The 26597-nt window shown below is 70.2% G+C and carries 24 protein-coding genes; 10 read left to right on the top strand and 14 right to left on the bottom strand.

Annotation, left to right across the window (positions count from 1 at the left end):
• Positions 1-61 precede the first annotated feature (61 nt).
• From BLQ75_RS01570 to BLQ75_RS23285, 8 genes are all read right to left on the bottom strand, one after another.
• Positions 62-496, bottom strand: a complete 435-nt coding sequence (locus tag BLQ75_RS01570) for a hypothetical protein (RefSeq protein ID WP_092596579.1) — start codon at positions 494-496, stop codon at positions 62-64.
• Complete coding sequence (locus tag BLQ75_RS01565; RefSeq protein WP_092596576.1) at positions 489-3410, bottom strand: FtsK/SpoIIIE domain-containing protein; 2922 nt, start codon at positions 3408-3410, stop codon at positions 489-491. Before BLQ75_RS01565 ends, BLQ75_RS01570 begins: the two co-directional genes overlap by 8 nt.
• 255 nt (positions 3411-3665) lie before the next feature.
• Positions 3666-3917: a hypothetical protein gene (locus tag BLQ75_RS01560; protein WP_092596574.1), complete on the bottom strand. Its 252-nt coding sequence runs from the start codon at positions 3915-3917 to the stop codon at positions 3666-3668.
• A 4-nt stretch (positions 3918-3921) separates the two neighbouring features.
• Positions 3922-4182, bottom strand: a complete 261-nt coding sequence (locus BLQ75_RS01555; RefSeq protein ID WP_043575913.1) for a hypothetical protein — start codon at positions 4180-4182, stop codon at positions 3922-3924.
• Positions 4183-4400: 218 nt separating this feature from the next.
• Entirely contained in the window at positions 4401-4865 is a 465-nt protein-coding gene (locus BLQ75_RS01550; RefSeq protein WP_139182882.1) for a hypothetical protein, read from the bottom strand.
• Positions 4866-4923: 58 nt separating this feature from the next.
• Positions 4924-5577 carry a PRC-barrel domain containing protein gene (locus tag BLQ75_RS01545; RefSeq protein ID WP_211481102.1) on the bottom strand — a complete coding sequence of 218 codons (654 nt, stop codon included), beginning with the start codon at positions 5575-5577 and terminating at the stop codon, positions 4924-4926.
• 100 nt (positions 5578-5677) lie between these two features.
• Positions 5678-6481, bottom strand: coding sequence for an alpha/beta fold hydrolase (locus BLQ75_RS01540; protein WP_092596569.1), 804 nt, complete (start codon positions 6479-6481; stop codon positions 5678-5680).
• A gap of 149 nt (positions 6482-6630) precedes the next feature.
• Positions 6631-7023: a DUF4232 domain-containing protein gene (locus tag BLQ75_RS23285; RefSeq protein WP_170837265.1), complete on the bottom strand. Its 393-nt coding sequence runs from the start codon at positions 7021-7023 to the stop codon at positions 6631-6633.
• Positions 7024-8141: 1118 nt separating this feature from the next.
• Between BLQ75_RS23285 and BLQ75_RS01530 the strand changes: the two genes are divergently transcribed.
• From BLQ75_RS01530 to BLQ75_RS01515, 4 genes are read left to right on the top strand one after another with little or no spacing between them, the layout of a single operon-like run.
• Positions 8142-9065 carry a hypothetical protein gene (locus tag BLQ75_RS01530; RefSeq protein WP_092596563.1) on the top strand — a complete coding sequence of 308 codons (924 nt, stop codon included), beginning with the start codon at positions 8142-8144 and terminating at the stop codon, positions 9063-9065.
• A 12-nt stretch (positions 9066-9077) separates the two neighbouring features.
• On the top strand, positions 9078-10313 hold the full coding sequence (locus BLQ75_RS01525) for a glycosyltransferase (RefSeq protein ID WP_244515154.1): 1236 nt from the start codon (positions 9078-9080) through the stop codon (positions 10311-10313).
• 7 nt (positions 10314-10320) lie between these two features.
• Positions 10321-11280 carry an alpha/beta fold hydrolase gene (locus BLQ75_RS01520; protein ID WP_244515153.1) on the top strand — a complete coding sequence of 320 codons (960 nt, stop codon included), beginning with the start codon at positions 10321-10323 and terminating at the stop codon, positions 11278-11280.
• Positions 11277-12470 carry a glycosyltransferase family 4 protein gene (locus tag BLQ75_RS01515; RefSeq protein ID WP_092596557.1) on the top strand — a complete coding sequence of 398 codons (1194 nt, stop codon included), beginning with the start codon at positions 11277-11279 and terminating at the stop codon, positions 12468-12470. Before BLQ75_RS01520 ends, BLQ75_RS01515 begins: the two co-directional genes overlap by 4 nt.
• 230 nt (positions 12471-12700) lie before the next feature.
• Here BLQ75_RS01515 and BLQ75_RS01510 read toward each other — a convergent pair whose 3' ends face one another.
• On the bottom strand, positions 12701-13144 hold the full coding sequence (locus BLQ75_RS01510; protein WP_092596554.1) for a peptidase inhibitor family I36 protein: 444 nt from the start codon (positions 13142-13144) through the stop codon (positions 12701-12703).
• A gap of 219 nt (positions 13145-13363) precedes the next feature.
• On the opposite strand from BLQ75_RS01510, the gene BLQ75_RS01505 reads away from it, so the two are divergent.
• The 4 genes from BLQ75_RS01505 (at position 13364) to BLQ75_RS01490 (ending at position 17149) form a co-directional block, all read left to right on the top strand.
• A complete protein-coding gene (locus tag BLQ75_RS01505) occupies positions 13364-14338 on the top strand; it encodes an aldo/keto reductase (protein ID WP_211481101.1) in 975 nt (324 codons plus the stop codon).
• A 64-nt stretch (positions 14339-14402) separates the two neighbouring features.
• The gene (locus BLQ75_RS01500; protein ID WP_092596551.1) at positions 14403-14855 is read left to right on the top strand and encodes a VOC family protein; all 453 of its coding nucleotides are present in this window, start codon (positions 14403-14405) and stop codon (positions 14853-14855) included.
• Between the two features lie 144 nt (positions 14856-14999).
• Positions 15000-15302: a YrhK family protein gene (locus BLQ75_RS01495; protein ID WP_092596548.1), complete on the top strand. Its 303-nt coding sequence runs from the start codon at positions 15000-15002 to the stop codon at positions 15300-15302.
• A gap of 239 nt (positions 15303-15541) precedes the next feature.
• The gene (locus BLQ75_RS01490) at positions 15542-17149 is read left to right on the top strand and encodes a long-chain fatty acid--CoA ligase (protein WP_092596545.1); all 1608 of its coding nucleotides are present in this window, start codon (positions 15542-15544) and stop codon (positions 17147-17149) included.
• A gap of 70 nt (positions 17150-17219) precedes the next feature.
• Here BLQ75_RS01490 and BLQ75_RS01485 read toward each other — a convergent pair whose 3' ends face one another.
• Genes BLQ75_RS01485 through BLQ75_RS01470 form a run of 4 tightly spaced genes read right to left on the bottom strand, consistent with a single transcriptional unit; the run spans position 17220 to position 23173 of the window.
• Complete coding sequence (locus BLQ75_RS01485; RefSeq protein ID WP_092596543.1) at positions 17220-18731, bottom strand: sensor histidine kinase; 1512 nt, start codon at positions 18729-18731, stop codon at positions 17220-17222.
• Positions 18728-19471 (bottom strand): response regulator transcription factor, encoded by a 744-nt coding sequence (locus tag BLQ75_RS01480; protein WP_092596540.1) that lies wholly within the window; start codon positions 19469-19471, stop codon positions 18728-18730. The genes BLQ75_RS01485 and BLQ75_RS01480 overlap by 4 nt, the downstream gene beginning before the upstream one ends.
• Positions 19472-19493: 22 nt before the next feature.
• Positions 19494-21809: an ArnT family glycosyltransferase gene (locus BLQ75_RS24385; protein WP_092596537.1), complete on the bottom strand. Its 2316-nt coding sequence runs from the start codon at positions 21807-21809 to the stop codon at positions 19494-19496.
• Positions 21810-21838: 29 nt separating this feature from the next.
• On the bottom strand, positions 21839-23173 hold the full coding sequence (locus tag BLQ75_RS01470) for a bifunctional glycosyltransferase family 2/GtrA family protein (protein WP_092596534.1): 1335 nt from the start codon (positions 23171-23173) through the stop codon (positions 21839-21841).
• A gap of 622 nt (positions 23174-23795) precedes the next feature.
• Between BLQ75_RS01470 and BLQ75_RS01465 the strand changes: the two genes are divergently transcribed.
• A complete protein-coding gene (locus tag BLQ75_RS01465; RefSeq protein ID WP_092596532.1) occupies positions 23796-24278 on the top strand; it encodes an NUDIX hydrolase in 483 nt (160 codons plus the stop codon).
• 25 nt (positions 24279-24303) lie between these two features.
• On the opposite strand, the gene BLQ75_RS01460 is transcribed toward BLQ75_RS01465, so the two are convergent.
• Positions 24304-24759 carry a DUF4442 domain-containing protein gene (locus BLQ75_RS01460; protein WP_092596529.1) on the bottom strand — a complete coding sequence of 152 codons (456 nt, stop codon included), beginning with the start codon at positions 24757-24759 and terminating at the stop codon, positions 24304-24306.
• Positions 24760-25007: 248 nt separating this feature from the next.
• On the opposite strand from BLQ75_RS01460, the gene BLQ75_RS01455 reads away from it, so the two are divergent.
• Positions 25008-26504, top strand: coding sequence for a potassium/proton antiporter (locus tag BLQ75_RS01455; protein WP_092596526.1), 1497 nt, complete (start codon positions 25008-25010; stop codon positions 26502-26504).
• Positions 26505-26597 lie beyond the last annotated feature (93 nt).

Here is a 26597-nt window from a genome sequence, read left to right as displayed (position 1 = left end):
CGCCGGTGCGTCGTGCTAACGGAGCGGGGAGTGCCATCGCACCCCGTGCTCCCGCCCCGGTTCAGTCGTCGTGCTCCCGGCGACTCAGCCAACCCTTCGGGATCCACCCCGGCGCGGACCAGCGACCCTGGTCCAGCGCCTCGTAGAGGTCCAGGTAGGCGCGCTGCACCGAGCGGATGGCCTCTTCGGCTCCGGCGGGCTCGGCCGTGGTGTCCGGGGCGGGAAGCTGGGTCACGCGCAGCCAGCGCTCCTCCCAGAGCGCTTCCAACGCGGCGTTCCAGCGCAGTCGGACGCCCTCCTCGACCTGTTCCCGCTGCTGCTCCGCCCGCTCGACCCGCTCGCGCTCACCGGCCAGTTCCCGCTCCAGGCGCTCGATCCGATCCCGCTCCAGCTCGTGCAGCCTGTCCACCGAGTCGGTGGCCAGTGCCACGATCTCCTTGTAGCGTTCGGCCGCCGTGCCGTGCCGCGAGGTGTGCTCGCCGGGCTCCTCAGTCATCGGTGGTCTCCTCCCCGGAGGCATTGGACGAGATGGCCTCCGAACCGCGCGGCCTGGGGAGGTCGCCGGGATCGGCGTCCGCCAGGCTCGGTTCCTCGGGGAAGCTCCCCACCACCTCGGTGAGGTCGAACGGCAGGACCACCTCGGGATGCGAGTGCACCGAGCGGTCGAAGAACAACCCCCGGTGCACGCGGGGCGACCAGGTGATCGGTTGACCCGCCGCAAGCGGCGAGAGTTCCTGCCCCTGCACGTCGAAGGCCACCCAGGCCCCCACGTCGTCGGTGGGCCCCATGCCCAGCGTGTTGCGCAGTCGCTGGGCGCTGCGCCACCAGCCGATGGTGTGCACCCCGCACTCCGGGCCCTGCTTGAGGACCTTGCGCAGTCGGTCGAGACCGCTGGTCCTGCTCTCCGGATCCTTGCGTTCCAGTATCGACTGCACGGCGTCCACCGCGTAGAGCAGCAGGTAGTGCGGCACGGTCTCCGACCTCCCGGCTGGGGCCCCGCCGCGTTCGTCGACCGACTCGGACACCTCCCGCAGTCTGTCCTCCAGCTCGCTGGGGCCGATGAACGTGACCGTGTGCCCGTCCTCGCGCAGCGTGCCCGCGACGGCCCACGCGTCCTCGGCCGTGTCCTCGTTCAGCGTCGCGACGGTGAACTCCGCGTTCCCCGGCGAGAACTGCCGTCCTAGTGAGACCGCGCCCGCCCCGAGCACGGCCGTGGCATCCTGCTGGGCCGACCCCAGCACGGCCAGGTTCCTGCCGGGCGAGCGCTCGAACGACAGTGCCGCCGCCGTGCCTCGAACGTCGATCACCTGCCCCAGCAGCACCCGTGGGCGCCGGGGAGCACCCGGGCGCAACTCCTCGAAGTCCGCCGTGCCGGTGAGATCGGGCAAGTGCGAACCGTCGAACAGCCTGGGTGGGCGCGCGTTGCGCCTGCCCATCTCCCACAGATGCCGTTCCCAGAGGCGGTGCTGCAGCGAGTCGAAGGTCTCCGAGGCGGTGGCGTCCGGCACGCGCACCACCTCGTTGCCGTGTTTGACCCCGGACTCGTGGTTGACCACCGCGTGCCAGCGGGGCAGCTCCAGCGCCGTGGTGTTGTTGTCCACCAGCACCCGGCGCGCTTTCGGCAACGCCACCCGGAGGATGAACTGTTCGAAGATGGCGGGCTTTCCCCAGAACGCCTCGATGCCGGAAACGTCCTGGCTGGCCAGCACCAGGTGTATCCCCTGGGAGCGGCCCCGGCGCGCCACGTCCTCCAGCAGCGTGGCCGCCTGGCTGGACACCGCGTCGCGCTCGGCGAACAGGTACTGGAACTCGTCGATCACCGCCACGATGCGCGGCCACCTGCTCTGCGGATCCCGCTGCCGCAGTTCTTCCAGTTTGGTGACCTCCTGCTCCTTGGCCGCGTCGGCCCGCCTGCGCATCTCGGTGGCGAGGAAGCGCAGCAGCGCCAGTCCGAACTCGCGGTCGGTGTTGACGTTGACGCCGACCAACCGCGCGTGCGGCAGCCAGCTCGGATCTCTGCTGCCGGGCGTGAACTGCGCGAACGACACGCCCTCCTTGAAGTCCAGCAGGTACATCTCCAGCTCGTCCGGGCTGTAGCGCGCGGCCAGACTGCCGAGCATGCCGTAGAGGAAGTTCGTCTTCCCGGAACCGCTGGGACCGCCGATCAGCGTGTGCGGGCTGGTGTCACCGAGCGAGATCCGTACCGGTTCCCCCTCGAAGAAGCCGACCGGCGCGGTCAGCCCGCCCGTCGAGTCCTGCGTCCACAACTGTCCCGGCAGCAGGTCCTCGAAGGTGCGTACCCGTGCGCGTCTTGACTGGAACGCCTCGGAGATCGCCGAGCACGCCCTGCTCACCCGTTCCCGTGGCGGCACCTCGTCCGGGCGGATCGTCAGGTGCGGCCCCGTCATGCTGCTGCGTGCCGCGTCGGGCGCGGTCAGCGTCACCGACTCCAGGGCGTTGTTGACCGTCATCGGCAGATCCACCACGATCAGCTGAATCCCGCAGGCCAGCCCGTTGCGCGCCACGCGCTGCAACTGCTGCTGCTGTTCGTCCCTGAGGGGTTCGCCGTCCCCGAACAGCACGGCCACCCGCCAGGGCTCCCCCCGGTGGCCGGTTTCCGCGGCCAGCGACCTCAACGAGGTGTGGCCGCCGAGCAGTGCGGTGGTGTGGATGCGGCGGATGTGCTCGGCCAATTCCTCCAGCAGGTCGTCCAGCCTGGTCGGGTCGTGCGCGGTCAGCAGTCCGGAGCGCGTCAGCGGGAACAGGCCCGGCAACGTGCCGGTCAGCCGCGCGGTGTCCCAGACGTGCACCCGGACCAGTCCGGGCTCGTAGTAGGACAGCATTCGCAGCAGCAGGTTTTGCACCAGCGACTCGGCGGTGTCCCGGGTGGCGCTTTCCAGCGTGGCGGAGCGGCAGGTGATCCGCAGGTGCGACTCGTCCAGCAGCGGAACCGCCGCCGGGAACTCGGCGGCCTCCGGGGCGTCCGGTACGTGGGCGGTGCCGAAGCGCCAGAGTGTCGGGGCCGGAATTCGGGCATCGGCCGTGCCGATGCTGCCGAGCCACTCCCGCCACGGGGCCGAGGCGGTGCCGGGGGCGGCGTCGGAAACCAGTTCCGCGAGCTCGTCCGGTCCCCGTGCGGTCCACTCGGAGAACACCTCCGTGCGCTCCTCGACCGCTTCCTCCAGCGCGCGGCGGAACTCCGGGCGGTCGGAGCCCTCGAACTCGCCCGGGTCGCGCGCCACGGCGGAGACCCCGTGCCGCGCGATGCGCAGTGCGTGCTCCTGCTTGGCGTTCTCCGCCTCGACGCGCGCGAGTTCGTTCGTCGCCGCGCCGCGGGCCGTGGCTGCGGTGGCGCTCAACCGGTCGAAGGCCGCCTGAATGGCGTTGCGCCGTTCGTTGCGTTTACGCACACCCCACCTCGGTACTCGCATCACTGACCGTAAGCAAAGTACCACCGATCATGCCGCTCGTTCGGCGGTGTGATTCGTTCCTCCTCGGCATGTCGGGAGTTACCCGCGTACCGAACGGCTCGGAGTGGGCACGACCCCAGGGCGAGCACCACACGATCACTCTCGCGAGTGAAGTGTTCGTCCGGTTCGGTCCGCACCGGCCCCGTCGAGGGCAGGCGGGGCAGGTGCGGAGCACGACCGAATCGCGACACGGCCCTACAGCCCGGTCGCGAACCGGCGAACCGCCTCGTCGACGTGCTCCACCGTGGACAGTACGTGTTCGATCTGGTCGTCGGCCCGGTGCATCCCCCGAGGGACCACTGTCTCCGGGTTGTCCGGATCCAGCCCCCGCAGCGCCCCCTCCGCCTGGTGCAGCGCGGTACGCGAGGTCACGAGTTGCCGCTGGGCCTGTTCCAGGTGGTCGGACACCGTCCGCAGTGCCTGTTGGAGCTCCTCGAGTGCCGACACGGGATCAAAGCCGTCCCGCGTAGTTCTCGGCCGAGGTGATGCTGGCGTTGATCGTTCCCTGGATGCCGTTGAGGCTCTGCGCGGCCTCCGCGAGCATTCCGTAGGCGTGCTGGATCTCCTCCTGTCCGCTGCCCTGGGTGGCGGTTGCCAGCGCCTGCTGCGCCTCCTCCAGGGAGAGGGTGGCCTGTTGTAAGGCGGCCACGCTTTCCGAGGCCTTCTGGTTGGCCAGTGCGATGCCCGCACGAACCTCTTCCACACCTGCCATCTGTCTCGGATCCTCTCCGGGGGTGAGCGTTGTCGGATGCTCGTTGCCGACCGTCCGGCCGTCCCGTCCGGCGGCCGATGTCGATCACCAAGTTAGTCGGGGTCACCCACCCGTCTTCAGGTGGGCACCGCGTGTGGCCGTCACGAGACCGGTGCGGTACGGCCGGCGCGGTCGCCGCGTCCGTCCCGCGGTCACCACCCCGGCCCGGAAACGCCGCATCAGCCGGAGCGACGGGTGCCCTGGAAGGCGGTCCGGTCGGTGGTGTCCGGGGCTCCGGTCGCGGCCTCCGGGGAGGACGCGGCCGTCTGCCATGCCTCCAGCAGGATTCGCTCCCCGCCCGGAACCAGCTCGCCCACCAGTTCCGGAGCGTCCACCACGGTCCACGCGCTCGGCGGTTCGCAGGAGACCCGGCTGCCGGTGAACCCGCTGCCGAGGGTGCGCAGGGTGTTCCGTAGGACGCGTGCCAGGGTCGCCGCGGGGTTGCCGGTGCCCGGCGCGGTCGTCCTCCGGCTGATCGTCACCGAACGGCAGCCGGGTTCCTCGTCGGAGCAGTCGGCGGTGTGGATCACACGACCTCCGAGGAGTGAGGTGATCCCGGCGCATGCCTCGCGCGCCGTCCCCTCGTCCTCGGCGGCCACCACCACGGTGATCAGCAGTTCCATACCGGACTCATCAGCGGTCACGCCCGATATTGTCCCGCGGGCTCCCGAGGTGTTGTCGATCGTCCGATGCGGTGGGAGCTCAATCCTCCTTGCGGTGCTTGCCCCCGGCGCCTTCCTCCGCGTGAGGGATCAGGTGCCCCGGGCGGGGGACAGAGTCCGGGCGGTGGTGTCTGCCGGACTCCGAGGTGGTCATCGCCTCGGCGGGCAGCTCGTGCGCCCCGGAACCGGTGTCGCGCTGCCAAGGGGGTTCCACGGTCGAGCGGCGTGCCGTGGATCCACGCGGTTCCGGGACGGCCACGCCCGCGATCCGGTAGTGCTCACGGAGACGTTCACCGTCCTCGTCGGAGAGGTGGCCGTGTTCGGCGTCCACCCGGGGCGCCGTCCGCACCTGCTCCCTGGAGACTCCGACGTTCAGTGTCCCCCGCTCGGCCGAGGCGTCGCCGAGGGGGACGAAACTCTCCCGGACTCCCAGTGGTCCCGAGCGCACCGTCACCCATTCCGGGCGGTGCGTCGTGTCATCCACGTAGATGTTGCCGACACGTCCGATACGTGAGCCGTCCCGGTCGTATACTTCGTTTCCGATCAGGTCCTGCGCGTGTGGCACGTTGTCCATGGACTCCGCCTCGATCGTGCGGTCGGGTACCGAGTCGTGGGTCGGAACGGCTATGCGCTCCGGAAAGTCACGCTGCCTGGCGCGGAACCGGCCCGCAACCCGTTCGAGGTTGTCTTTCACGCGTTCGAATGAGTATTCGGCCCGAAAAGCCACACGGACGGACGATCAGTGGTGGGCTCCTCGGCGCCACCACCGGCGGCCGCCCCTCGGCGGAGCTCGGTCAGGTGTTCAGTTCTCGTCCGATGAATGTCACCACATCGTGTAGCACTTCTTCGGCGTTGGTCTCGTGGAACAGATCGTGGCGCGCCCCCGCGTAGCCGTGCTCGTGGAACTCCGGCCCGCGCAGCCGTTCCATGCCCTCGCGGGTGTCCGCCTCCGGGACCAGCTCGTCGTTCTCGCCGTGCAGCCACAGGGTCGGTACGGCCAGGGTGGGGCCGTCGCCGATCGTGCGCAGCATCTTCGCGACCGCCGTCAACGTGCTGCGCGGGAACGGACCGTGGTAGACCAGCGGGTCCGCGAGGTACTCCCGACCCACCTCGGGATCCCGCGAGAGGTTCGCCGGATCGACCGGGGTACGCGGTATGCGCTCGTCGGCCAGCAGGTCCAGGGCGTTGAAGGTGCCCAGCACCGGGGCCGAGAGCACCAGCGCCACCAGGTGTTCCTGGTACTCCTGGGCGTGCCGCACCGCGACCGTGCCGCCGAGACCGTGTCCGATGGACACCACCGGCAGCCCCGGGTACCACTCGACCACCCGACGGCGGAGGGTTTCCAGGTCGCCGACGAGGTGTTCGACGTCCTCCACCACCCCCGGCTCACCCTCCGAATCGCCGTGCCCGGCCATGTCGACCGCGCACACCACTGCCCGCGAGGCGGCCAGCTTCTCGGCCAGGCGGTGGTAGCGCCCGGCGTGCTCGGCATAGGCGTGCGAGAACAGCGCGATCCAGCCCGGCTTGTCGCTCACCCAGCTGTGCACCGCCAACCGGGCCTCGGTGCCCGGCAGCGTCCATCGTCTCGATTCGATCATGGGAGCAACCTCGCCGAAGTTCTTCCTCGGAGTTTTCGGGGCCGACGGGCGGTGGCGGTTCCGCCGATCGCGGTGCCGAAGGCGTCACGCCGATCATCGACACGATAGGGCAGCCTCGGTCAGCACGTTCGGGTGGAGCGTGGTGACGCTCAGTGGAAGGCCGTGGCGCTGACGTGCCCGTTGCCGCAGACCCGCCCGAAGTCCCACCGCAGTCGCAGGACGTCGGTCTCGTCGGGAGGTGTCACCCGCAGGGCGGATGGCAGCGGTTCGCAGTCCTCGCCCGTCGAGGCGGTACCGGTGGGAACCACTCCCCAGTGCAGCGTCGTCGTGGTGCTCTCATCCGGGGCGAGTCGCACTGTCGAGGGCCCCGGATCGGTCGACCGCTCCACGTCCGTGGGCAGGGTGGTCCCGTTGGAGCCGGTGAACTCCAGGCCGGGATAGCCGCGGACGGTGCACGTCCTGTCGGCGGTGTTGCGCAGCGTGAGCTCCGCGTAGCGCTGTCCGGCTCCCGGGTGACCCGGTTCCAGCGAGGCAGTCAGCATCGAAGTGTGGCAGCGTCGTGATTCGGGGCGTCGTGCCGTCGAACCACTCTCGGATCGTCCGGTGTTCGCGTCGCCGGTTTCCGACGCCGATTCCCCGTTCGTCGAATTCGATTCCGTTCGATTCGCCGCCGGATCGGCCGCGTCGTCCGATTCGGTGATCTTCGAATCCTCGCGCTCGTTCGTCGGTGTGGGGTCACTCGGGCTCGGTGGCTGATCCACGGCGTTGTCGGCCGAGCCTGCCAGCTCGTTCGTGGCGGACTGTTGTTGCTGGCCACAGCCGCCTAGCAGCGCGCCGGCCAACAGCGCCGTCGAGGCTGCCACAGCGCGGAGACCGAGTTTGTTCGGTCGGTGCGGGACCATTGCGGTCACCTCCAGTTGCCACCATGTTTCGGTGGGATCGTCGTTGACCGGTCCTTTCTGTCTTGTAGGACGTGTCGGCCGGTGCTGGGTTGCTTCCGTATTCCCGAATTGGGCGAGATCAACCGTCGTTTCCGTTTTGTGCGATCCGTTCACGAATTCGGTTCCCGTTTCTTCCGCGAGTGCTTCCGCGGCCCGACCGGTTTCCTCTCCCGCTTCGATTGAGGTCACGGTACGTCGTCGCCTGGCGGCGTCGAGTGCCCACCGGTTACCGGTTCGTGTGGGTTCACTCACTACGCGGCGGGAAAAGTTGATCTCGTTGGGTGATGTCGCGGTGCGTGCGTTCGTTCCGATCGCCTGGTGTGCGGTCCGATGAGCTCGGTCTCCTCGCGCGGCGGTTGGGGAGACGTTCTTCCGAAGCGCCCCCGCCGTCCGAGAGCTGTGTTCTACAGTCGTGCGCACGGATGCCTGAGCTCGGTGGCCCCGCCCGGCGGTCTTCGTGCGCGTCGGTGTGCCCCTCCGGCACGGTCACCGGTCGCGGTATCCGCGTGAACGTGTCGGAGACGACTCAGGGAAGGTGTGGGGGAAGCCCCCGATGCCGGTGAGACCTCGGTGGGCGAGATTGGTCTCGACAACAGTTCCGGAGGAGCCAAATGGGAGGTTCGAGGCACATCCGTCACCCGAAACGACTCCGGCCCCTCACGGTGAGAACGCGGTCCCGGCGCGGTGGATGGTGGCCCCGTGAGCGGACGTGATCCGAAATGACCACGATCGCGGTATTACTCGCGGCCGCGGGGGCCTTCGGCAACGCGTTCGGCGCGCACCTGCAGCACGGTGCGGTGCACGCCACCATCTCCGACCGCAAACTGGGGGTCCGCAACCAGCTGCGGCTGGTGGCCAACACACGCTGGTTGCTCGGGTTGATCTGCCTGGGCGGCGGAACGGTGCTGCACGCCCTGTCACTGGGGTTGGCCCCGCTCAGCGTGGTCCAGCCCGTCGGAGTACTGGCGCTGCCGCTCACCGTGCTGCTGAACTCCCGAGAGTCCGGGATCGGTCTGGACCGGCTGCCACGCTCCTCGGTACTCGCCGCACTGGGGATCACGGCCGGTGTCTCGGCGTTCGTCTTCCTCGCGGCCCGCACCGCCACACCGACCTCCGTGAGCTCGCAGGCGGCGGGGACGGCGATCCAGCTGGTGACCGTGGCTGTATTCTCGCTCGGGCTGCTGGGGCTGTTGACCAGTCGTTCGCTGCGCTGCATCGCCTACGCCTCGGGATGTGCGGTGGCTTACGGTCTGGTCTCGCTGCTGCTGCGGGCGGTCTCCCAACAGGTGACCGCGGGGCGGCTGGCGGATGTCCAGCTGTGGTTGCTGCTCGGAATGGGGGTTTCGGTGCTGGCCGGTGGGTGGCTGTTGCAGCACGCCTACGCCAGTGGTCCGCCCGACCTGGTGGTGGCCTGTCTGACGGTGATAGATCCGCTGGTCGCGGTCGGCCTGGGGATCGGTTTGCTGGGGGAGGCCGACTCCGTCGGTCCCTGGACAGCGGTGGGCGAGGCCGTGTGCGCGGCGGTGGCCTGTGCCGGTGTTTTCGCGCTGGCGCGCTACCACCCGGAGAACCGGGACAGTGGTGCGCATACCGTGGCCGAGGACGGCAGCGACCGCCGGGTAACGTCGGTCGATAGTTCGTAACGGGAGTAGCAGGTGACTTCGCAACTCAGCGGGCGGCCGCTGCGGATCGTGCTCGGAGCCGTCATGTATCCGCCCGATGTCAACGGTGCCGCCAGCTTCGCCCACCGGTTGGCCACAGGGCTGGCCGCACGTGGTCACGAGGTGCACGTGATCTGTCACGCACCCGAGCGTCGTTCGTGCACCGCGACCGAGGACGGCGTCACCGTTCACCGGGTCGGCTCCTACGGCACGCCCCTGCACCCCACGACGCGGGTCTGTCCGCCCTGGCGTGCCTCCTCCGAGGCCAAGCGCCTGCTGCGCGAGATCCGTCCGGACGTGGTCCACGTCCAGTCGCACTTCTTCATCGGCAGGGGGCTGATCAACGCGGCGAAGAAGGCGGGCATACCGCTGGTCGCCACCAACCACTTCATGCCGGAGAACATCTTCGGTTATCTCCGCATCCCCCGGTTCCTGCAGTCCACCGCCGCCGCGGTGCTGTGGCGCAACCTGGTCAGGCACTACAGCAAGGCCGCCACCGTGACCGCACCCACTCCCAGGGCGGTGCGGCTGTTGCAGGAGCACGGTTTCACCAAACGTGCGCTGCCGATCTCGTGCGGTATCGACATCGACCGCTACCGCAGCGCCGCGGCCGAGTACCGCGAGCAGCACCCCGATCCGGCTGTGCGCAACGTGCTGTTCGTCGGCAGGCTCGACGAGGAGAAGCACATCGACGACCTGTTGCGGGCCATGTCACTGCTGCACACCGACGCCCCCACCAGGCTGGAGATCATCGGTGAGGGCAGCAGGCGAGCGGCGCTGGAGCAGCTCGCCGGGGAACTGGGCATCGCCGACCGGGTGCGCTTCGCGGGGCTGGTCGACGAGGAGGAGCTGCTGGCCGCCTACGCCCGCGCCGACGTGTTCTGCATGCCCAGCATCGCCGAGCTGCAGAGCCTGGCGACGATGGAGGCGATGTCGGCCCGCACCGCCGTGGTGCTCGCGAACGCCATGGCCCTGCCGCATCTGGTGCGGCCGGGGCGCAACGGTTGGCTCTACCCCCCGCGTGACGTGCACGCGCTGGCCAAGGCGATCGACGAGGTGGTCACCGAGCGCGCCACCGTGGACGCCATGGGGGCCTTCAGCCAGCACATCATCGCCGAGGCCCACGACATCGAGGCCGTGCTCACCAGGTTCGAATCGGTCTACCACCACCTGATCGACCCGGGGAGGGCCGACGATCCGGTGGAGATCCACACCGAACTGGCGGGTTGAGGTCGCCGTGTCAGCCACCGAGCCACGGCAGGAGCCCCATCCCGAGCTCCGAGGGCGGCGCAGCCGCGACCGACTGCCCACACACGGCAGCACGCTGCACTTCTGGCGGTACGCCCCGCTCCTTTCCGGTCGGCCCGGACGGGAGTGCGCCGCGGAGGCGCCGTGCCCCGCCCCCTCGGGACGGCGTCCCCGGATGGTGCTGCTGCACGGGTTGCGCGGTACCCACCACGGCTTGGAACCGCTGGCCGCGGCGCTGCCGGAGCGCGAGCTCGTGATCCCGGACCTGCCGGGGTTCGGTGATTCGGGTCCGATGAGCGGTTCCCGCCACGACGTGGCGGGATACGCCCGCGCCGTGCTGGAGCTGCTGCGGCGGGTCGAGCCGACCGGGGAGCGGATCGACCTGCTGGGGCACTCGTTCGGTTCGGTGCTGGCCGCCGCCGTCGCCGCCCGAGCTCCGGAGCTCGTGGGCCGGTTGGTGCTGCTCAACCCGATCTCCGCTCCCGCCGGGCAGGGGGCCGGTGCGGTGCTGTCCCGTCTGACCTCGCTCTACTACCGGATCGGTGAGCTGTTGCCGACCCGGCTCGGCAGGGCCCTGCTCTCGAACCGCTGGATCGTGCTCGCCGCGGGCCACGCGATGTCGCGCAGCCGGGACCCCAGGGTGCGGCGCTTCGTGCACGACAGTCACCTGCGGCACTTCAGTCGCTTCCACAGCCCGGCGCTGCTCGCCGAGACCTACCGCGCTTCGCTCCGGAGCACCGTCGCCGACCACGCCGCCGGGCTGTCGATGCCCACCCTGCTGATCGCCGGGGAGACGGACGAGATAGCCCCCCTCTGGGGGCAGTGGCCGGTGCGCGAGTCCCTAGCGGACGGGCGGCTGGAGGTCATCGAGGAGATCGGGCACCTGGTGCACTACGAAGCACCTCGGCGCGCGGCCGAGCTGATCCGAGACTTCCTGGACGTCGCATGAGCTTCAGCGACCAGCCCGCGTCCGAGAGCGCTCCCGTTCCGTCCGAGGGCGCCGTTCCGCGGAAGCGGGTCTTCGTCGACGCCCGCTGGACGCGTACCGACTTCCCGGACGGCATCAGCCGGTACGGGGCGGGGATCATCGAAGCGCTGCACCGCATCCGGCCGGTGACCATGCTGATCCACGACACCCGGCAGCTGCGGCTGCTCCCCAGCGGGGTGCCCCACCGGTTGATCAACAGCCCCTTCTCGCCGCGTGAGCTGTGGCTCTCGCGCACCCTTCACCGGCTCGGCGCCGAGGTGGTGTTCAGTCCGCTCCAGGTGATCGGTGGTTTCCGGCGCCGGTACGCGCTCGTGCTCACGCTGCACGACCTGATCTACTACCGCGACCCCCGGCCGCCCGGTTTCCTGCCGCTGCCGGTGCGGATCGCCTGGTGGTTGTTCCACCACGCCTGGTGGCCGCAGCGCGTGCTGCTCAACCGCGCGGACGCGGTGGTCACCGTGAGCGAGACGACCAAGCACCTGATCGAGCGGCACCGGCTGACCGCTCGCCCGGTGACGGTGGTGCCCAACGCGCCGGGGACCGGCGGCTCGGACGGATCGGTCGAGCGGGACGGCGAAGCGCCCGGGGTGGCGGAGACGGCCGGGGAGGTCAGCAGTGGCTCCGGCACGGGGGAGCGCCGGGAACTGCTCTACATGGGCTCGTTCATGCCCTACAAGAACGTGGCGACGCTCCTGGCGGGCATGTCGCGGTTGCCCGGCTACCGGTTGCAGCTGCTGAGTCGGATCCCCCCGGAGCGGGAGCGCGAACTGCGCGAGGCCGTTCCCGAAGGGGTGGAGGTGGTTTTCCGGAACGGGGTCGAGGAGCGGGAGTACCGTCGGCTACTGCGCGGTGCCGCCGCGTTGGTGACGGCCTCGCGGGACGAGGGGTTCGGGTTACCGGTCATCGAGGCGATGAACGCCGGAACCCCCGTGGTGTGCAGTGACATTCCCATATTCCGCGAAGTCAGCGGCGGGCAGGCGTGGTTTTTCGATCCGGAATCGCCCGCCGGATTCGCCGCCGCGGTACGGCGCACCGAGAATGTCGAGTCGCGGGATTCCGTGGTGGCGGCGGCACGCGCGCACGCGGCGGGATTCGGCTGGGACTCTTCGGCGCGGAAACTGTCCGAACTGATTTCCCGCCTCGTGGATTGACGGGAGTCCGCCACGGCCCGGTGCTCGTTCGGGTGCGCGTGCTCGTCCCCACGGCGGGGCCGTCCCGAACCACCGTTCCTGTGGCCGCCACTGTCGGGGAACTCCCGGGCACGTCCCCGGTGGGCGTGCCGGGGTGCTCGGCCGTTCGATGCCGACGGCCACCTCGGCGGGAGCCGGGGTTCCGCCGAGATGGCCATCCGCTCCGCGCCCGGCGAGGGGAGACGGTTCCCTCAGTGCGTCCACACCTTCACGGCACGCACCACGTACGGCGCCCGAGGGACGAAGCTCCCGCTCGGGTACGTGCTGAAGTCCGCCGTGGTGGCGCACCGAGCGTCCTGGTACACGGTGACCGGTCTGTCCATTCGGTTCACGAAGGAACGCGCCTCGACATCTCCGCCCAACCGGACGCATTCCTCCATGTTGGTGCTGCGCAGGTCCATGGAACGTCGTTCGCCGCCGTAGTCCACCGTGGGCCAGGCGCAGAAGACGCCCAGGTCGCAGGGTTGCGGGGTGTCGGTGACCGCTCCCGCCTGGGCGGGGTGGGCCACCGCGCCGAGCAGCAGTGCCGTCAGGAGAGGTAGGAGCGCGCGGGCGGGACGAGTGGTGAGCGGATCGCGGAGCGGACTGGACGCGGGCTCGTCGTGCGAATACCGGCCGGGGCTGAGAACGCGCATGTCGCGCCACCTTTCGGTTCGACGGGTGGAAGGATGCGGTCTCGAACCGCGAGACCTGTGATCAACATGGCCAACCGGCGCGCGCCGTCGCCAGCGAATCGGTCGGATTCACCCCGGAAGAGTGATTTTTCGGTTTCGTTTCCGACTCGTCGTTGTCGGCTCCGAGGGCGGTTTCTCCGCGCGGTGGCGTGTTCCCGGAATTTTCGGTGTCATGGAGGTATGCAGACGACCGTGTTGGGCAGGACGGGCATGGAGGTGTCGCGGATCGCCTTCGGCACCTGGCAATTGGGCGGCGAATGGGGTTCGTTCGACGCGGAACAGGCCATTACGGCTATTCGGTACGCGCGGGAACTGGGGGTCAATTTCTTCGACACCGCCCAGGCTTACGGTTTCGGGAAATCCGAAGAGGTTTTGGGGCAGGCGCTGCGTTCCGAACTGGAGCGTGACCGCGACAGCCTCGTGATCGCGACCAAGGGCGGTATCAACCCCGGCGGCCGGCGTCCCCGCGACGCCCGGCGCGACTCGCTGCGCCAGGGGGTCACCGAGAGCCTGCGCGCCCTGCGGATCGACCACATCGACCTGTACCAGGTGCACTGGCCCGACGAACGGACCCCCGCCGAGGAGACGGCCGCCGCGCTGCAGGAACTCGTCGACGAGGGAAAGATCCGCCATGTCGGCGTGTCCAACTACGACGCCGCCCAGCTCGCCGAGTTCGAGCGCACCCGTCCGGTGGAGACGTTGCAGCCGCCCTACCACCTGTTCCGGCGCGGCATAGAACGGGAAACCCTGCCCTACGCGCGGCAGCACGACATCGGGGTGCTCGCCTACAGCCCCCTCGCCAGCGGACTGCTGACCGGCAGGCTGACCCCCGAGACCACTTTCGAGGCCGATGACTGGCGTTCCCAGTCCTCCGCCTTCCGGGGCGAGACGTTCCGGCGCAACCTGGAGGTGGTCGACCAGCTCGCCCGCTTCGCCGCCGACAGGGGAACCGACGTCAGCCGGCTCGCCATCGCCTGGGTGCTCGCGCAGCGCGGCGTGCACGTCGCCATCGTCGGTGCCCGCAGCCCGCGCAACATCGAGCGGAGCCTCGCCGCTGCCGACCTGCGACTCGACGCCGATGACCTGGCCGAGATCGAACGCATCACCTCTTCGGGGGTATCCATCGAGGGAGCCAGCCCCGAGGGCGTGGCCTGACCGGGTACCGGCCCGCGGTCGCGCGACGCGGCCCCGGTACCGCGCCCGTGAGCGTCGCGAAGGAATGCCCCACCCCGCCGATCATCGACCGTCCCGATCGACGGCCGGTGCCCAGCGAGGAGAGACGAACTGGCGGATCCACATCACCAGTGTCTTCGTCGACAACCAGGACAAGACCCTGCGGTTCTACACCGAGAGGCTCGGCTTCGAGCGCAAGAACGACGTCCCGATCGGGGACGCCCGTTGGCTGACCGTCGTCTCGCCGCAACAACCGGACGGTCCGGAGCCGCTGCTCGAACCGGACGGCCATCGGGCGGTGCGGCCGTACAAAGAGGCGCTCTTCGCCGACGGCATACCGGCGGCCTCGTTCGCGGTCACCGACGTCGGGGCCGAGGTCGAGCGGCCGCGGGCGGTGGGGGTGACCTTCGTTCAGGAACCGACGCTGATGGGGCCGGTGACGACGGCGGTGCTCGACGACACGTGCGGCAACCTCATTCAGCTCGTCGCGCCGGAGTGAGTCGGGACCGTCGATCTCACCGGTCGCACCCGCCCGGGCGTGACCGGCCCCGCCGCCGGGTACGCGCGGCCCGCTCACCCCGGTGGCGGAGAAACCCGGCCCGGTGGTGCCGGCGGAACGACGTACTGATGGGACGTTGAACCGATGCACGAGTCCGATCCCGCCCACTCCACACCGCTGGTGCTTCGGATAGGTCGCGAAGAGCTGCTGATCCGCAGACGCTACGAGGTGCTCAGCATCGTCAACGATATCCTGATCGCGCTGTGGTTCATGATCGGCAGCGTTCTCTTCTTCTGGGAGGCCACCACCACGGAAGGGACCTGGCTGTTCCTGGTAGGCAGCATCGAACTCGCCGTCCGCCCCGTGATCCGGCTCAGCAGGAGAGTGCACCTGCGCAGGCTGCGAAGCACGTGGCGGCACGACAGCGACTCCGAGCAGGACTTCTGACCGGTACTTTTCCCATTCGGCGGGAAGGGGTGTCCGTGCCCGCGCGGCGATCTCACGGGAAACCGCCGGTGTGTCGAGGTACGACGCTCCCCCGCGCATCGCGGGCTCGGCGAGATGGTGCCAATACCCCCGAGTGGGTGATACACACTACTGTGTCATCTGTCACGCCGACCGGAGCTCGGCCTGTGCCGGCTCTCCCCCCGGGGTGCTCGCGCCTCACGAGAACGAAAGAGCCCGATATGCAGGCATTGATGCAGGACCGCCCGCTGACCCTCCCGCACATCTTCCACCGGGCGGAGCGGCAGTTCCACGACAAGCGAATCGTCACCACCACGCTGCGTGGCGAGGTCGAAAGCACCTACGGGGAATGGGCCTCGCGGGTGCGCCGACTGGCCACCGTGCTGGACGAACTCGGCGTCCCCGAAGGGGCCAGGGTGGCCACTTTCGGGTGGAACACCCAACGTCACCTGGAACTCTACTTCGGCGTGCCCTGCACCGGACGCGTGCTGCACACCCTCAACATCAGGCTGTTCGCCGAGCAGGTGGCCTACATCGCCGAACACGCCGCCGACGACGTGGTGTTCGTGGACCGCTCGTTGCTGCCGGTGCTGTGGCCGGTGGCCGATCAGCTGACCACCGTGCGCTACTTCGTCGTCCTGGACGACGGGGCCGACTCCGAGATCCCCGACGATCCCCGGATACGGGACTACGAGGACCTGCTGGCCGCCGCCGAGCCCTTCCGGGGGCGTTTCGAGATCACCGACGAGAACGCGGCCGCGGCGATGTGCTACACCTCCGGAACCACCGGCCAGCCCAAGGGCGTGGTTTACTCACACCGCTCCACGGTGCTGCACTCCCTGGTCAGCCTGACCGTCGACGCCGTGGGGCTCAGCGAGCGGGACGTCATGCTGCCGGTGGTGCCGATGTTCCACGTCAACGCCTGGGGCCTGCCGTACTCGGCCGTCTTCGCGGGAACCTCGATCGTCTTCCCAGGCCCGGCGATGCAGCCCGAGGCGCTGGTGAGCATGCTGGAACGGCACCGCGTCACCACCACGGCGGGGGTGCCCACCATCTGGATGGGCATGCTCCCGCTGCTCGGGGAGCACGACCTGTCCAGTCTGCGGGTGGTCGTCGGCGGCGGAGCCGCGATACCCACCGCCCTCTCGGAGGGGTGGCGCGAAGCCATCGGGATTCCGATCACCCAGGCGTGGGGCATGACCGAGACCAGCCCGCTGGCCTCGGTCGCCAGTCCCCGCAGCCACCACGACGGGCTGGACGCCGAGGCCCTGATCGAGGTGCGCTCCACGCAGGGACAGGCCGCTCCGCTGGTGGAACTGCGCATCGTGGACATGGACACCGGGCAGGAACAGCCGTGGGACGGCGCCACCCCGGGTGAGTTGCAGGCCGCGGGACCGTGGATCGCCTCCTCCTACTACGGCGACGAGGGGCGGGACGCCTTCACTTCCGACGGCTGGCTGCGCACCGGCGACGTGGCCACCATGGACGAGCACGGTTTCGTGCGGCTCGTGGACCGGACCAAGGACCTGGTCAAGTCGGGCGGGGAGTGGATCTCCTCGGTCGAGCTGGAGAACCACATCATGGCACACGAGAACGTGGCCGAGGCGGCGGTGATCGCCAAGTCTGATCCGAAGTGGACCGAACGTCCGGTGGCGTGCGTGGTCGCCGAGCCGGGCAGCGGGCTCACCTCCGAGCAGGTGCTCGACCACCTGCGCGAGCGGGTGGCGAAGTGGTGGCTGCCCGACGAGGTCTGGTTCGTCGACGAGCTGCCGAAGACCAGCACGGGCAAGTTCTCCAAGAAGACGCTCCGCGAGCGGCTGCTCGACTGACCGGCGGACCCCGTTCGCCCCGGCGTGCTCCCGCCCGCGCCGGGCGGGTGCGGCCGGGCGAACGGGCGGGTCAGTACGCCCCGGGCAGTACGAGCCGGAAGGTCGCTCCTCGTCCGGGGCGGGTGTCCAGCTCGATCCTGCCGCCGTGGTTGCCGGCTATGGCGGCGGCTATCGCCAGCCCCAGCCCGCTGCCGCCGTGCTCGCGGGAGCGGGCCGCGTCCGCCCGGTAGAAGCGGTCGAACACCTGCCCCGCCTGTTCGGGGGTCAGGCCGGGGCCGGAGTCGGTGACCTCCACGATCGCGGTCGGCGCGCCCGCGGTCAGCTCCGGGCCGGAGGACCATCGCCCGGGACCGTCCAGCCCCCCGTCGGCCCGGCTCGCCGGAGCCGTCCCCACCCGAACCCCGATGTCGGCCTCGGGAGGGGTGTGGGCCAGCGCGTTGGAGACCAGGTTGCCCACCACCTGGCGCAGCCGGTGGGAGTCCCCGACCACCCGTACCGACTCCAGTTCCACGGCGTCCGGGCGCAGCGGGTTCAACCGCACGCGCGAGGAGGAATCCCGGTGCGCCGAGCCGCTGATGGCGTCGGCGCTCACCGAGAGCAGGTCCACTTCCTCCCGGTCGTAGACCGGCTCCTGGTCCAGCTTCGCCAGCAGCAGCAGGTCCTCGACCAGCAGGCTCATGCGCTCGGCGTTCTGCTCGATCATGCGGTGCGCCTCGTGGCGCTGCTCGGCGGGCAGGCTCTCGTGCTTGAGCACGAGCTCGGCGAAGCCGCGCATCGAGGTGAGCGGGGTGCGCAGTTCGTGCCCCGCGTCGGCGACGAACCGCCGCAGCCTGGCCTCGGAGGACTCGCGTTCGCGCAGCGCGGCGCGCAGCCGTTCGATCATGCTGTTCAGCACCCGGCCGAGCCTGCCGATCTCGGTGTGCGGATCGGTCTCGCGCAGGCGCAGCTCCAGGTTCCCCTCGGCGATGGCTCCGGCCGTGCGCTCCATCCTGGTCAGCGGCAGCAGACCGAGGTGGACCACCCACCGGCCGACCGCGACCAACCCGACCACGGTGGCCAGCAGTAGGGCCGAGTTGAGCCAGAGCAACTTCGACACGGCCCCCTGCAGTGTGTCCAGCGGCAGCGCGACCAGCGCGGAGCCCTCGCCCGGCACGTCCTGGCGCAGCACTCGCCAACTGCCCCCGCCGGATCCGGCGGGCACGGTGGTCGGTTCTTCGAACCCCGAGGCGGGCCCACCAGCGGACCCGGACAGCTCGGGACCGCTCTCGGGGCCACTGCCCAGTGATTTCCGCAGTTCGCCGTCCGGGCCGTAGAAGTACACCCGGAAGTCGGAGGGCAGCCGACGATCATCGCCGTCCGGCTCACCGGGTGCCGGGCCGCGCATCACTTCCGGCCGGGGCGGCCTGAAGTCCTCCAGCTGTTCGTCCACCCTGCTCAGCAGCCACGACCGCAGCACGACCACGCCGATCACCTGGGAGGCCAGCACGGCGATGGTCGCCAGCAGGGTGGCGCCGATCAGCAGCCTGTGCCGGAGCGATCGGGCGCGCAGCCAGTTCGGAACGGTCGGACGGCGGCCCGTCACGACGTCGCCGTCCCGGCGTGTTCGCGCGGCAGCCGCAGGCAGTAGCCCACGCCGCGCACGGTGTGGATCAGCGGCGGTTCGAACCGGTCGATCTTGCGCCGCAGGTACCTGACGTAGGTCTCCACGATCCTGCCGTCGCCCGCGAAGTCGTAGTTCCACACGTGGTCGAGGATCTGGGCCTTGCTCACCACCCGTGTCGCGTTCGTCATCAGGTACGACAGCAGGTTGAACTCGGTCGGTGAGAGCTGGATGTACTCGCCCGCCCGGTGGACCTCGTGGGCCGCCCGGTCCAGTTCGAGGTCCGCGTAGCGGAGCGTGTCGGGGGCCTCCGTGCCCGTCCCGCCGCTCTCGTGGCCCGTGCGGCGCAGGATCGCCCGGATACGCAGCAGAACCTCGTCCAGGCTGAACGGTTTGGTGACGTAGTCGTCCCCACCGGCAGACAGGCCCGCTATCCGGTCGTCGATCTCGGTGCGCGCGGTGAGGAACAGCACGGGCGTCTCCAGTCCGGCGGCCCGCAGCCCGCGGGTCACCGCGAATCCGTCCAGATCAGGCAGCATCACGTCGAGCACCACCAGATCGGGGCGGAAACGTTCCGCCTCCACGAGCGCCCGCTGGCCGTTCTCGGCCGTGCCGACGGTGTAACCGGCCAGGCGCAGCGTGGATTCCAGCAGGACGCGAATGCTCGATTCGTCCTCCACGACCAGGATGCGCCGCTCGACGGCCGCGTCGGATCCGCTCATGCCGTTCTTCCCACCCGGTCCTTCACTCGCACTCGTACAGCGTCGATGCCCGACCCGCCCCCGGAGCCGATCCGGTCGCGTCACCGTCGTCGCCGCTCTGACCGCCGGTCTCGCTCCGACCGTCGCTCAGATATTCGGAGGAGTCCACCTCGGAGCAGTTCTGTTCGATCCACTCGCTGCGCTGCTGGGAATAGCCGCCGCCACCGGGGCCGCCACCTCGACCGCCGTCCGAACCGAGGACGTACCGCAGTTCACCGTTGTCGGTCCACTCCGTCAGCTGGGAGACCGAGGGAGCGTTGTCACTGCCGGTGAACCCGCCCATCCCGATGACCGTGGCATCGCTGTCGAGGATAAACGACGAGGCGGACATGGACCCGCCGCTGATCGCCAGCTTGATGCGGGCCGATCCCGAATGCCGCACGGCGTAGTCCAGGATCGCCCGCTGCCGCTCGCTCAGCGAGGCTCCGCCGCCGGGGCCGCCGTTGCCACCGCCGCCCGGGAAACCCCCGGAACCGTTGCCGGACCGACCTTGGTTACCGGCCCGGCCCTGGTCGTCGGATGGCCCGTCGCCCGATCCGTTCGCCCGACCGGACGTGCCGGGGGGCGTGTTCCCACCGCCGAATCGACCGTTGCCCGCGCCGTTGCCGTCCCGGCCACCACCGGGAGCACCGGGACCATCGCCGGGCCCGCCCATTGCCGCCGGACCGGCCGTCGGGTTGGTTCCTCCCATACCGGTGGAGCCACCCGCCGGTTCGGCGATCGCCCAGGCGCCCGGGGCCAGCAGTACGGCGACCATCGAGCAGGCGGCCGCCGGCGGCAGCAGCCGCGACCACTTCCGGCCGAGGGCCAGCAGCACGACGGCCAGGGCACCGACACCGAGCACCACCCAGGCCAGCCAGCCCATCCACTCGGGAGTGCGCCTGATGACCACGGCGGCCCAGCAGGTGGTCGCCACCACGCCGAGCACACCCACGAGGGGCACCCAGCGCGAGCCGGCGCGGTGTGCCCGCACGAGCAGCACCACCAGGCCGCCGCACAGCGCGGCCACGGCGGGTGCGAGCTGGGTCGTGTAGTAGGGGTGGATCGTGCCCTGCTGGAACGAGAAGACAGCGCCGCAGGTCAGCAGCCACGTCCCCCACAGGGTCCAGCCACTGGCGGGCAGCGGTTCTCCCACGGTTCGGTCACCGCCGCGTCGCAGCACGCCGACCGTGACGGCCAGCAGCAGCGCGATCAGGCACAGTGGCAGCAGCCAGCTGATCTGGCCGCCCAGCTGCTCGTTGAACAGCCGCAGCGGGCCCGAACTGCCCGCGAAACCGCCACCGGGGCCACCGCCGCCGGGAAAGCCACCACCGCCGGTCAGCTCACCGGCGTTTCCGGGGAAGCCTCCCGTGCCGTTCGCCGAACCACTGCCGGAACCGACGGGGGCCGAACCCGAACCACCACCGGCACCACCCCCGCCCGGACCTTCGCCGCCGAATATCCGGCCGAGGCCGTTGTATCCGATGACCAGGCTCCACGCCGAGCCGTCCTCGCTGCCGCCGATGTAGGGGTGCTCGCCCGGCCAGAGTTCGACCATCGCGACCCACCACATCGACGACACGAGCAGGGACACCGCCGCTGCCGCCAACTGCGCCAGCTTCGTTCCCCAACCGAACCGGGAACCGATCAGCCAGACCGCGCCGAACGCGGGCACCACCATCCAGGCGGCCAGCATCTTGGTGAGGAAGCCGCAGCCGATCAGCGCCGCCGATCCGCACAACCACAGCGTGGCGTCACGGCCGCGGGTGGCCTGCAGCGCCCGGGTCAGTGCGTAGGCCGCCGCCACCAGGAACAGCATCAGCAGCGGGTCGGGATTGTTGTCCCGGTTGATCGCCACCGTGACGGGGGTCAGTGTCAGGACCAGGGCCGCGATCAGCCCGGCGCCCTCACCGGCCCAGCGCCGTACCGTGCGGTGCAGCAGCAGCACGGTGAGCACACCCTCCACCACCTGGGGCAGCATCAGCGCCCAGCCCCGCATGCCGAAGATCTTGCTGCTGATCACCTGTGGCCACAGCGCGGCCGGTGGTTTGTCGACGGTGACGACTCCGGCCGGATCGAACGATCCGAACAGGAAGTTCACCCAGCTCTCGCCCATCGACTTCACCGCGGCCGAGTAGTAGGTGTTTCCCCAGCCCAGTGAGCCGATCGCCCAACCGTACAGCGCGGCCGCGAGCAGCAGGATCGCCGCCAGGGCGATCCTCGGCCACGCTGCGCCGCTCGCGGTGTGATGACCGGTGGGGCGGTGTCCACTCCCGTTCGGGGCCTCGGTGACGGTCCCCGAGATCCGCGTGGAACCCATGTGGTCGTCTGCCTCCGTTGTCTCGGTGCTCAATTCGCCTCCCCGGATTCCCGCCGGGACGGCTCGGACTCGTCGCGGCGGAACACGGTCGTTCGCAGCAGCAGGAAGCGGATCGCGGTGACCAGGACGGAGGCGCACGCCAGCACCACCGATTCCGAGGCGGGGGAGGCGTTGCTCGCCGCCGAGTCGTAGAGCAGCACGGCAGCCGAGGTCACCAGGTAGCCGAGCAGGAACAGCCCGCCCGCGCCGATGTGGGCCCGCCCCGCCCCGGTACCGGAGTCCCGGAAGGAGAGCCGACGGTTGGCCTCGGTGTTCAGGACCGTCAGCACCAGCAGTGAGACGAAGTTGGCCGCCACCGCGGGCCACCACTGGCGCAGCAGCCAGTACAGCACCGCCTGCCCGACGGTGGAGAGCACCCCGATCAGCGCGAAGTAGCCGACCTGCCCGATCAGCCGGGAGCGCTTGGATTCCGGGGCCAGCACCGCGTCGGGGTGCTCGGCGGTGACCGGCCCGCGCGGGGGAACGGCCACCCGGGCCGCACCGGTGCGTTTGCGGCGGGCGATCCGCCAGAGCCCGCGCAGGTCGTCCACGGCGGTGTTGAACACCCGCACCCTGCTGTCGGTGTCCTCGATCCAGTCGACCGGCACCTCGTGGATCCGCAGGCCGTTGTGCTCGGCCAGCAACAGCAGCTCGGTGTCGAAGAACCACGCGTCGTCGTTGGTGGCGTGCAGCAGTGGGCGCAGTGCCCCGGTGCGTATCGCTTTGAAACCGCACTGCGCGTCGCTGAACCGGCTGCCGTGGGTGAGCCTGATCAGCTTGTTGTAGCAGCGCGAGATCAGTTCGCGCCGTGGCCCTCGGACGGTGCGCGCGGCCGGGGCGAGCCTGCTGCCGATGGCCATGTCGGAGTGGCCACTGGCCAGCGGTGCGACCAGCGGCAGCAGCCCGTCCAGGCCGGTGGACAGGTCCACGTCCATGTAGACCGCGATGTCGGCGTCGGTGTCGCCCCAGGCCGTGCGCAGTGCCAAGCCGCGTCCTTTGCGGTCGAGGCGCAGGCAGTTGACCCCTCGCATCTCCTCGGCGAGCTGTTCGGCCAGTGCGGGGGTGCCGTCGGTACTGGCGTTGTCCACGATGGTGATGCGCCAGGGGAACGGGAAGCCGTTCCGCAACCGCTCGTGCAGTGTCGTGACGCAGCCCCGCAGCGCGCGCTCCTCGTTGTGGACCGGGATGACGATGTCCACGGTGCTCGGGCCCAGCGAAGGGGGCGCGGTTTCCGGGCGGGCTCGTTCGTTCGACTCGGCTGGTTCCTCGCGGGGGAACTGGAACGTCGCCCCGCGGTTCTCGCGACTCGTCGGACTCGCGGTCATGGCTCCTCTAACGGAAGAATCGGCTCTGCGTCTGCGCGGATGCGGAGGCATCCGTGGGGCCCGATACCGACTCTGGTCCGTTCAGCTGGGTGTGAGCGGTGGCGCAACTGGGAATTCGCCGAGAGTCCTCGGCGAGGTTTCGACGATGCGGCTCGTGTGGGTGATCCGTGGCGGAACCTCTCGTGCGGATCTCGCTGCGGCTGGCCCCGACATCGAGTAGCTGCTACGCCACGTCGGGCCTTCCTCGCGAGAACCGCACGGGAGAACCCGCGGCGGTACCGGTTGAGGGAGGGGTTTTCGGCGCTGTCGGGCTGAGTAGACCGCGGTGCGAGTTGCGGGAGTGTCGGTTCGGCGCTCGCGCGCCGACAGGGCGGTGGTGCCGGTTGCCCGGGTGGTGCTTCGGCGCGGCCGTGTCGAAAATCGGCCGTGCCGACTCGGTGAGGAGCGGTGCCGGGGAGGGAAGGAAGGGTGGTGTGCCGACCGAGTGAGTCGCTGCTGGGCGCTCGCGTGTCGGGCGCCGGGGGAGTGCGCCGATCCGGTGGAGCTGTTGGGACCTTCGTGCGGGTGAACCGCTCGGCCCGGTCGCCGGGCCCGCGCCCGGGTTCGGCAGCAGAATGACACCGTGGTCAGGACCAGCGCGGGGATACTCGTCCACCGGAGGCGGGAGGGTGGTGCCGAGGTGTTGCTCGGGCACATGGGCGGCCCCCTCTGGGAGAACCGCGACGAGGGAGCCTGGTCGGTTCCCAAGGGTGAGTACGGCCCCGAGGAGACCGCCTGGAAGGCGGCGCGGCGGGAGTTCCGGGAGGAGCTGGGCCTCGATCCGCCCGAGGGACGTTTCGAGTCGTTGGGCAGTGCGCGGCAGTCGGGCGGCAAGCTCGTGACCGTGTGGGCGGTGCCGGGACAGCTCGACCCGGGGTCGGTGGTGCCCGGCACCTTCGAGATGGAGTGGCCGAGGGGATCGGGGCGGATCCGGGAGTTCCCGGAGATCGACCGGGTCGCCTGGTTCGGCCTCGAAGAGGCGGCCCGCAGGATTCTGCCCGCCCAGCGGGTGTTCCTCGACCGGCTGGGCGACCTGCTCGAAGCCGATCCGGGCGAGTGGGAGTGATCCCGGTCGCGGGGAGCCTTTCGGCTCAGGAGTCGTTCGGGCGCAGCGTCCAGTACACCGTCATCTCGCCGGTGGTGTTGTGCTCGCCGTCCCGGATGGTGCAGTGCACCGGGAACTCGGGACGCGTCCCGCCGTCGAGCTCGGCCCGGACCTCCTCGATCTCCCGGCCGAGTACCGCTTCGGCGGTCAGGTCGCCGAGGGCGAGCTTGCGGTAGACGATCTCGGATCGGGACACCAGCGGGGTGGCGCGTTCCAGCAGCGGGGTGAAGGCGGCCAGCGTCACCGCGCCGGAGGAGGTCTCGGCGAGTCCGAACATCACGGCGGCGTGCGGACCGCCCACGTGGTTGCGCTGTTCCGGTACGTCGCGCAGCGAGCACACGACCCGTTGCCGTTCCAGTTCCACGAACTCGATTCCGGCGGTGGAAACCCAGGGGACGGTCTTGGCCATCGCGTCGGCGACCCAGTCGAAGTCGGCGGTCATGCCGCAAGATGTTACTGTACGGTAGCTTGCTTGGGTAGGGGGAGGGCAGCGGCGCACCACAGCCCGGCGGATCGGTGGGTGCGGTCGCCGCTCGCGGCGGTGGGAACACCGACGAAGTCCCTGGTGGACGCGGCGTCCCGCCGCGCCTGACCGGTGATATTGGTGTACTGGACGACCCACCGTTGTGACGACTCGACGCGGGCGTACCGGCCACCCGGGGTGGCATCCGGCCGAGAATCGGGGACGCGATGAGCCTGCAGGAGCTCTACCTGGCCCTCTTCGCGGGCGGTCTGGTCCTGCTGGCCGGGATCGTCGCCACCAGGTTCGCCACCCGGATCGGGCTGCCCAGCCTGCTGCTGTTCCTCCTGCTCGGCATGCTTCTCGGCGAGGACGGGCTGGGGATCGACCTCGACGACCCCCAACTGGCGCAGAACCTCGGTACCGCCGCGCTGGCGATGATCCTGGTGGAAGGTGGGCTGACCACCAGGTGGTCCGACGTCTCCAAGTCGCTGGCACCGGCCGGGATGCTGGCGACCCTCGGAGTCGGGATAAGCGTCGGTGTCACGGCCCTGGCGGCGCACCTGCTGCTGGGGCTGGACTGGCGGCTGGCGCTGCTGCTCGGCGCCATCGTGTCCTCCACCGACGCGGCGGCGGTGTTCTCGGTGCTGCGGGTACTGCCCATCCCCAGGCGCGCGGCCGGGCTGCTCGAAGCCGAGTCCGGTTTCAACGACGCGCCGACGGTCATCCTCGTCGTGCTGCTGAGCTCCACGCCGCTGCTGATGAGCCCCTGGCACGTGGTGGGGTCGTTGCTCTACCAGCTCGGCGTCGGCGCGTTGCTCGGTCTGGCGCTGGGCGGGCTCGGCGCCGTCGTGCTGCCACGGATCGCGCTGCCCGCCTCCGGGCTGTACCCCCTGGCCATCTTCGGGCTCGGAGTGCTGGCGTTCGCCACGGCCGGGGTGGTGGGCGCGAGCGGGTTCATCGCCGCCTACCTGGCCGGTCTGGTGCTGGCCAACACCGGCCTGCCGCACCGCTCCGCCACTCGCTCGTTCGCCGAGGGGCTCGGCTGGCTGGCGCAGATCGGGCTGTTCGTGCTGCTCGGCCTGCTGGTCGACCCGAGCGAGCTGTACCACGAGGTGCCGGCCGCCCTGGTGGTCGGCACCGTGCTGCTGCTGGTGGCGCGACCGCTGGCCGTGGCGGGCTCGCTGCTGCCGTTCCGGGTTCCGTGGCGGCAGCACGTCTTCCTGTCCTGGGCCGGGCTGCGCGGGGCCGTGCCCATCGTGCTGGCCACCTTTCCGGTGGTGGCCGGGGTGAGTGGCAGCGACCGGCTGGTCGATCTCGTGTTCCTGCTGGTGGTGGTGTTCACCCTCGTGCAGGGGCCGAGCCTGCGTCCGGTGGCGCGGTCGCTGGGGATCATCACCCCCGAGGGGGCCCGTGAGGTGCGGGTGGAGTCGGCCCCGCTGGACGTGCTCGACGCCGAACTGCTGACCGTGTCCGTCCCGGAGGGATCGCGGCTGCACTACGTCACCGTGATGGAGTTGCAGCTGCCCGAACCCAGCGTGATCGCCCTGCTGGTCCGGAGAGGTTCCGTGTTCGTGCCGCAGCCCGAGAGCAGGATCGAGATCGGTGACCAGCTGTTGATCGTCACCACCAGCGCCAGGCGCGCCGACACCGAGCGCAGGCTCCGGGCGGTGGGGCGTCGGGGCAGGCTCGCGTACTGGTTCGGCGAGTACGGCGAACTCGCCTGAAGGGGCCGGCCGAGTCTCCCGGGTTTTCCCGCCCGACCGCCCAGCCGGGACCGGAACTCGTAGGGTGAGTCCCGTCGCCGGGCTTCGTGGGGA

The organism is Actinopolyspora xinjiangensis, assembly GCF_900104475.1.
Taxonomy (GTDB): domain Bacteria; phylum Actinomycetota; class Actinomycetes; order Mycobacteriales; family Pseudonocardiaceae; genus Actinopolyspora; species Actinopolyspora xinjiangensis.
This window is presented reverse-complemented; position numbering and strand designations above follow the sequence as displayed.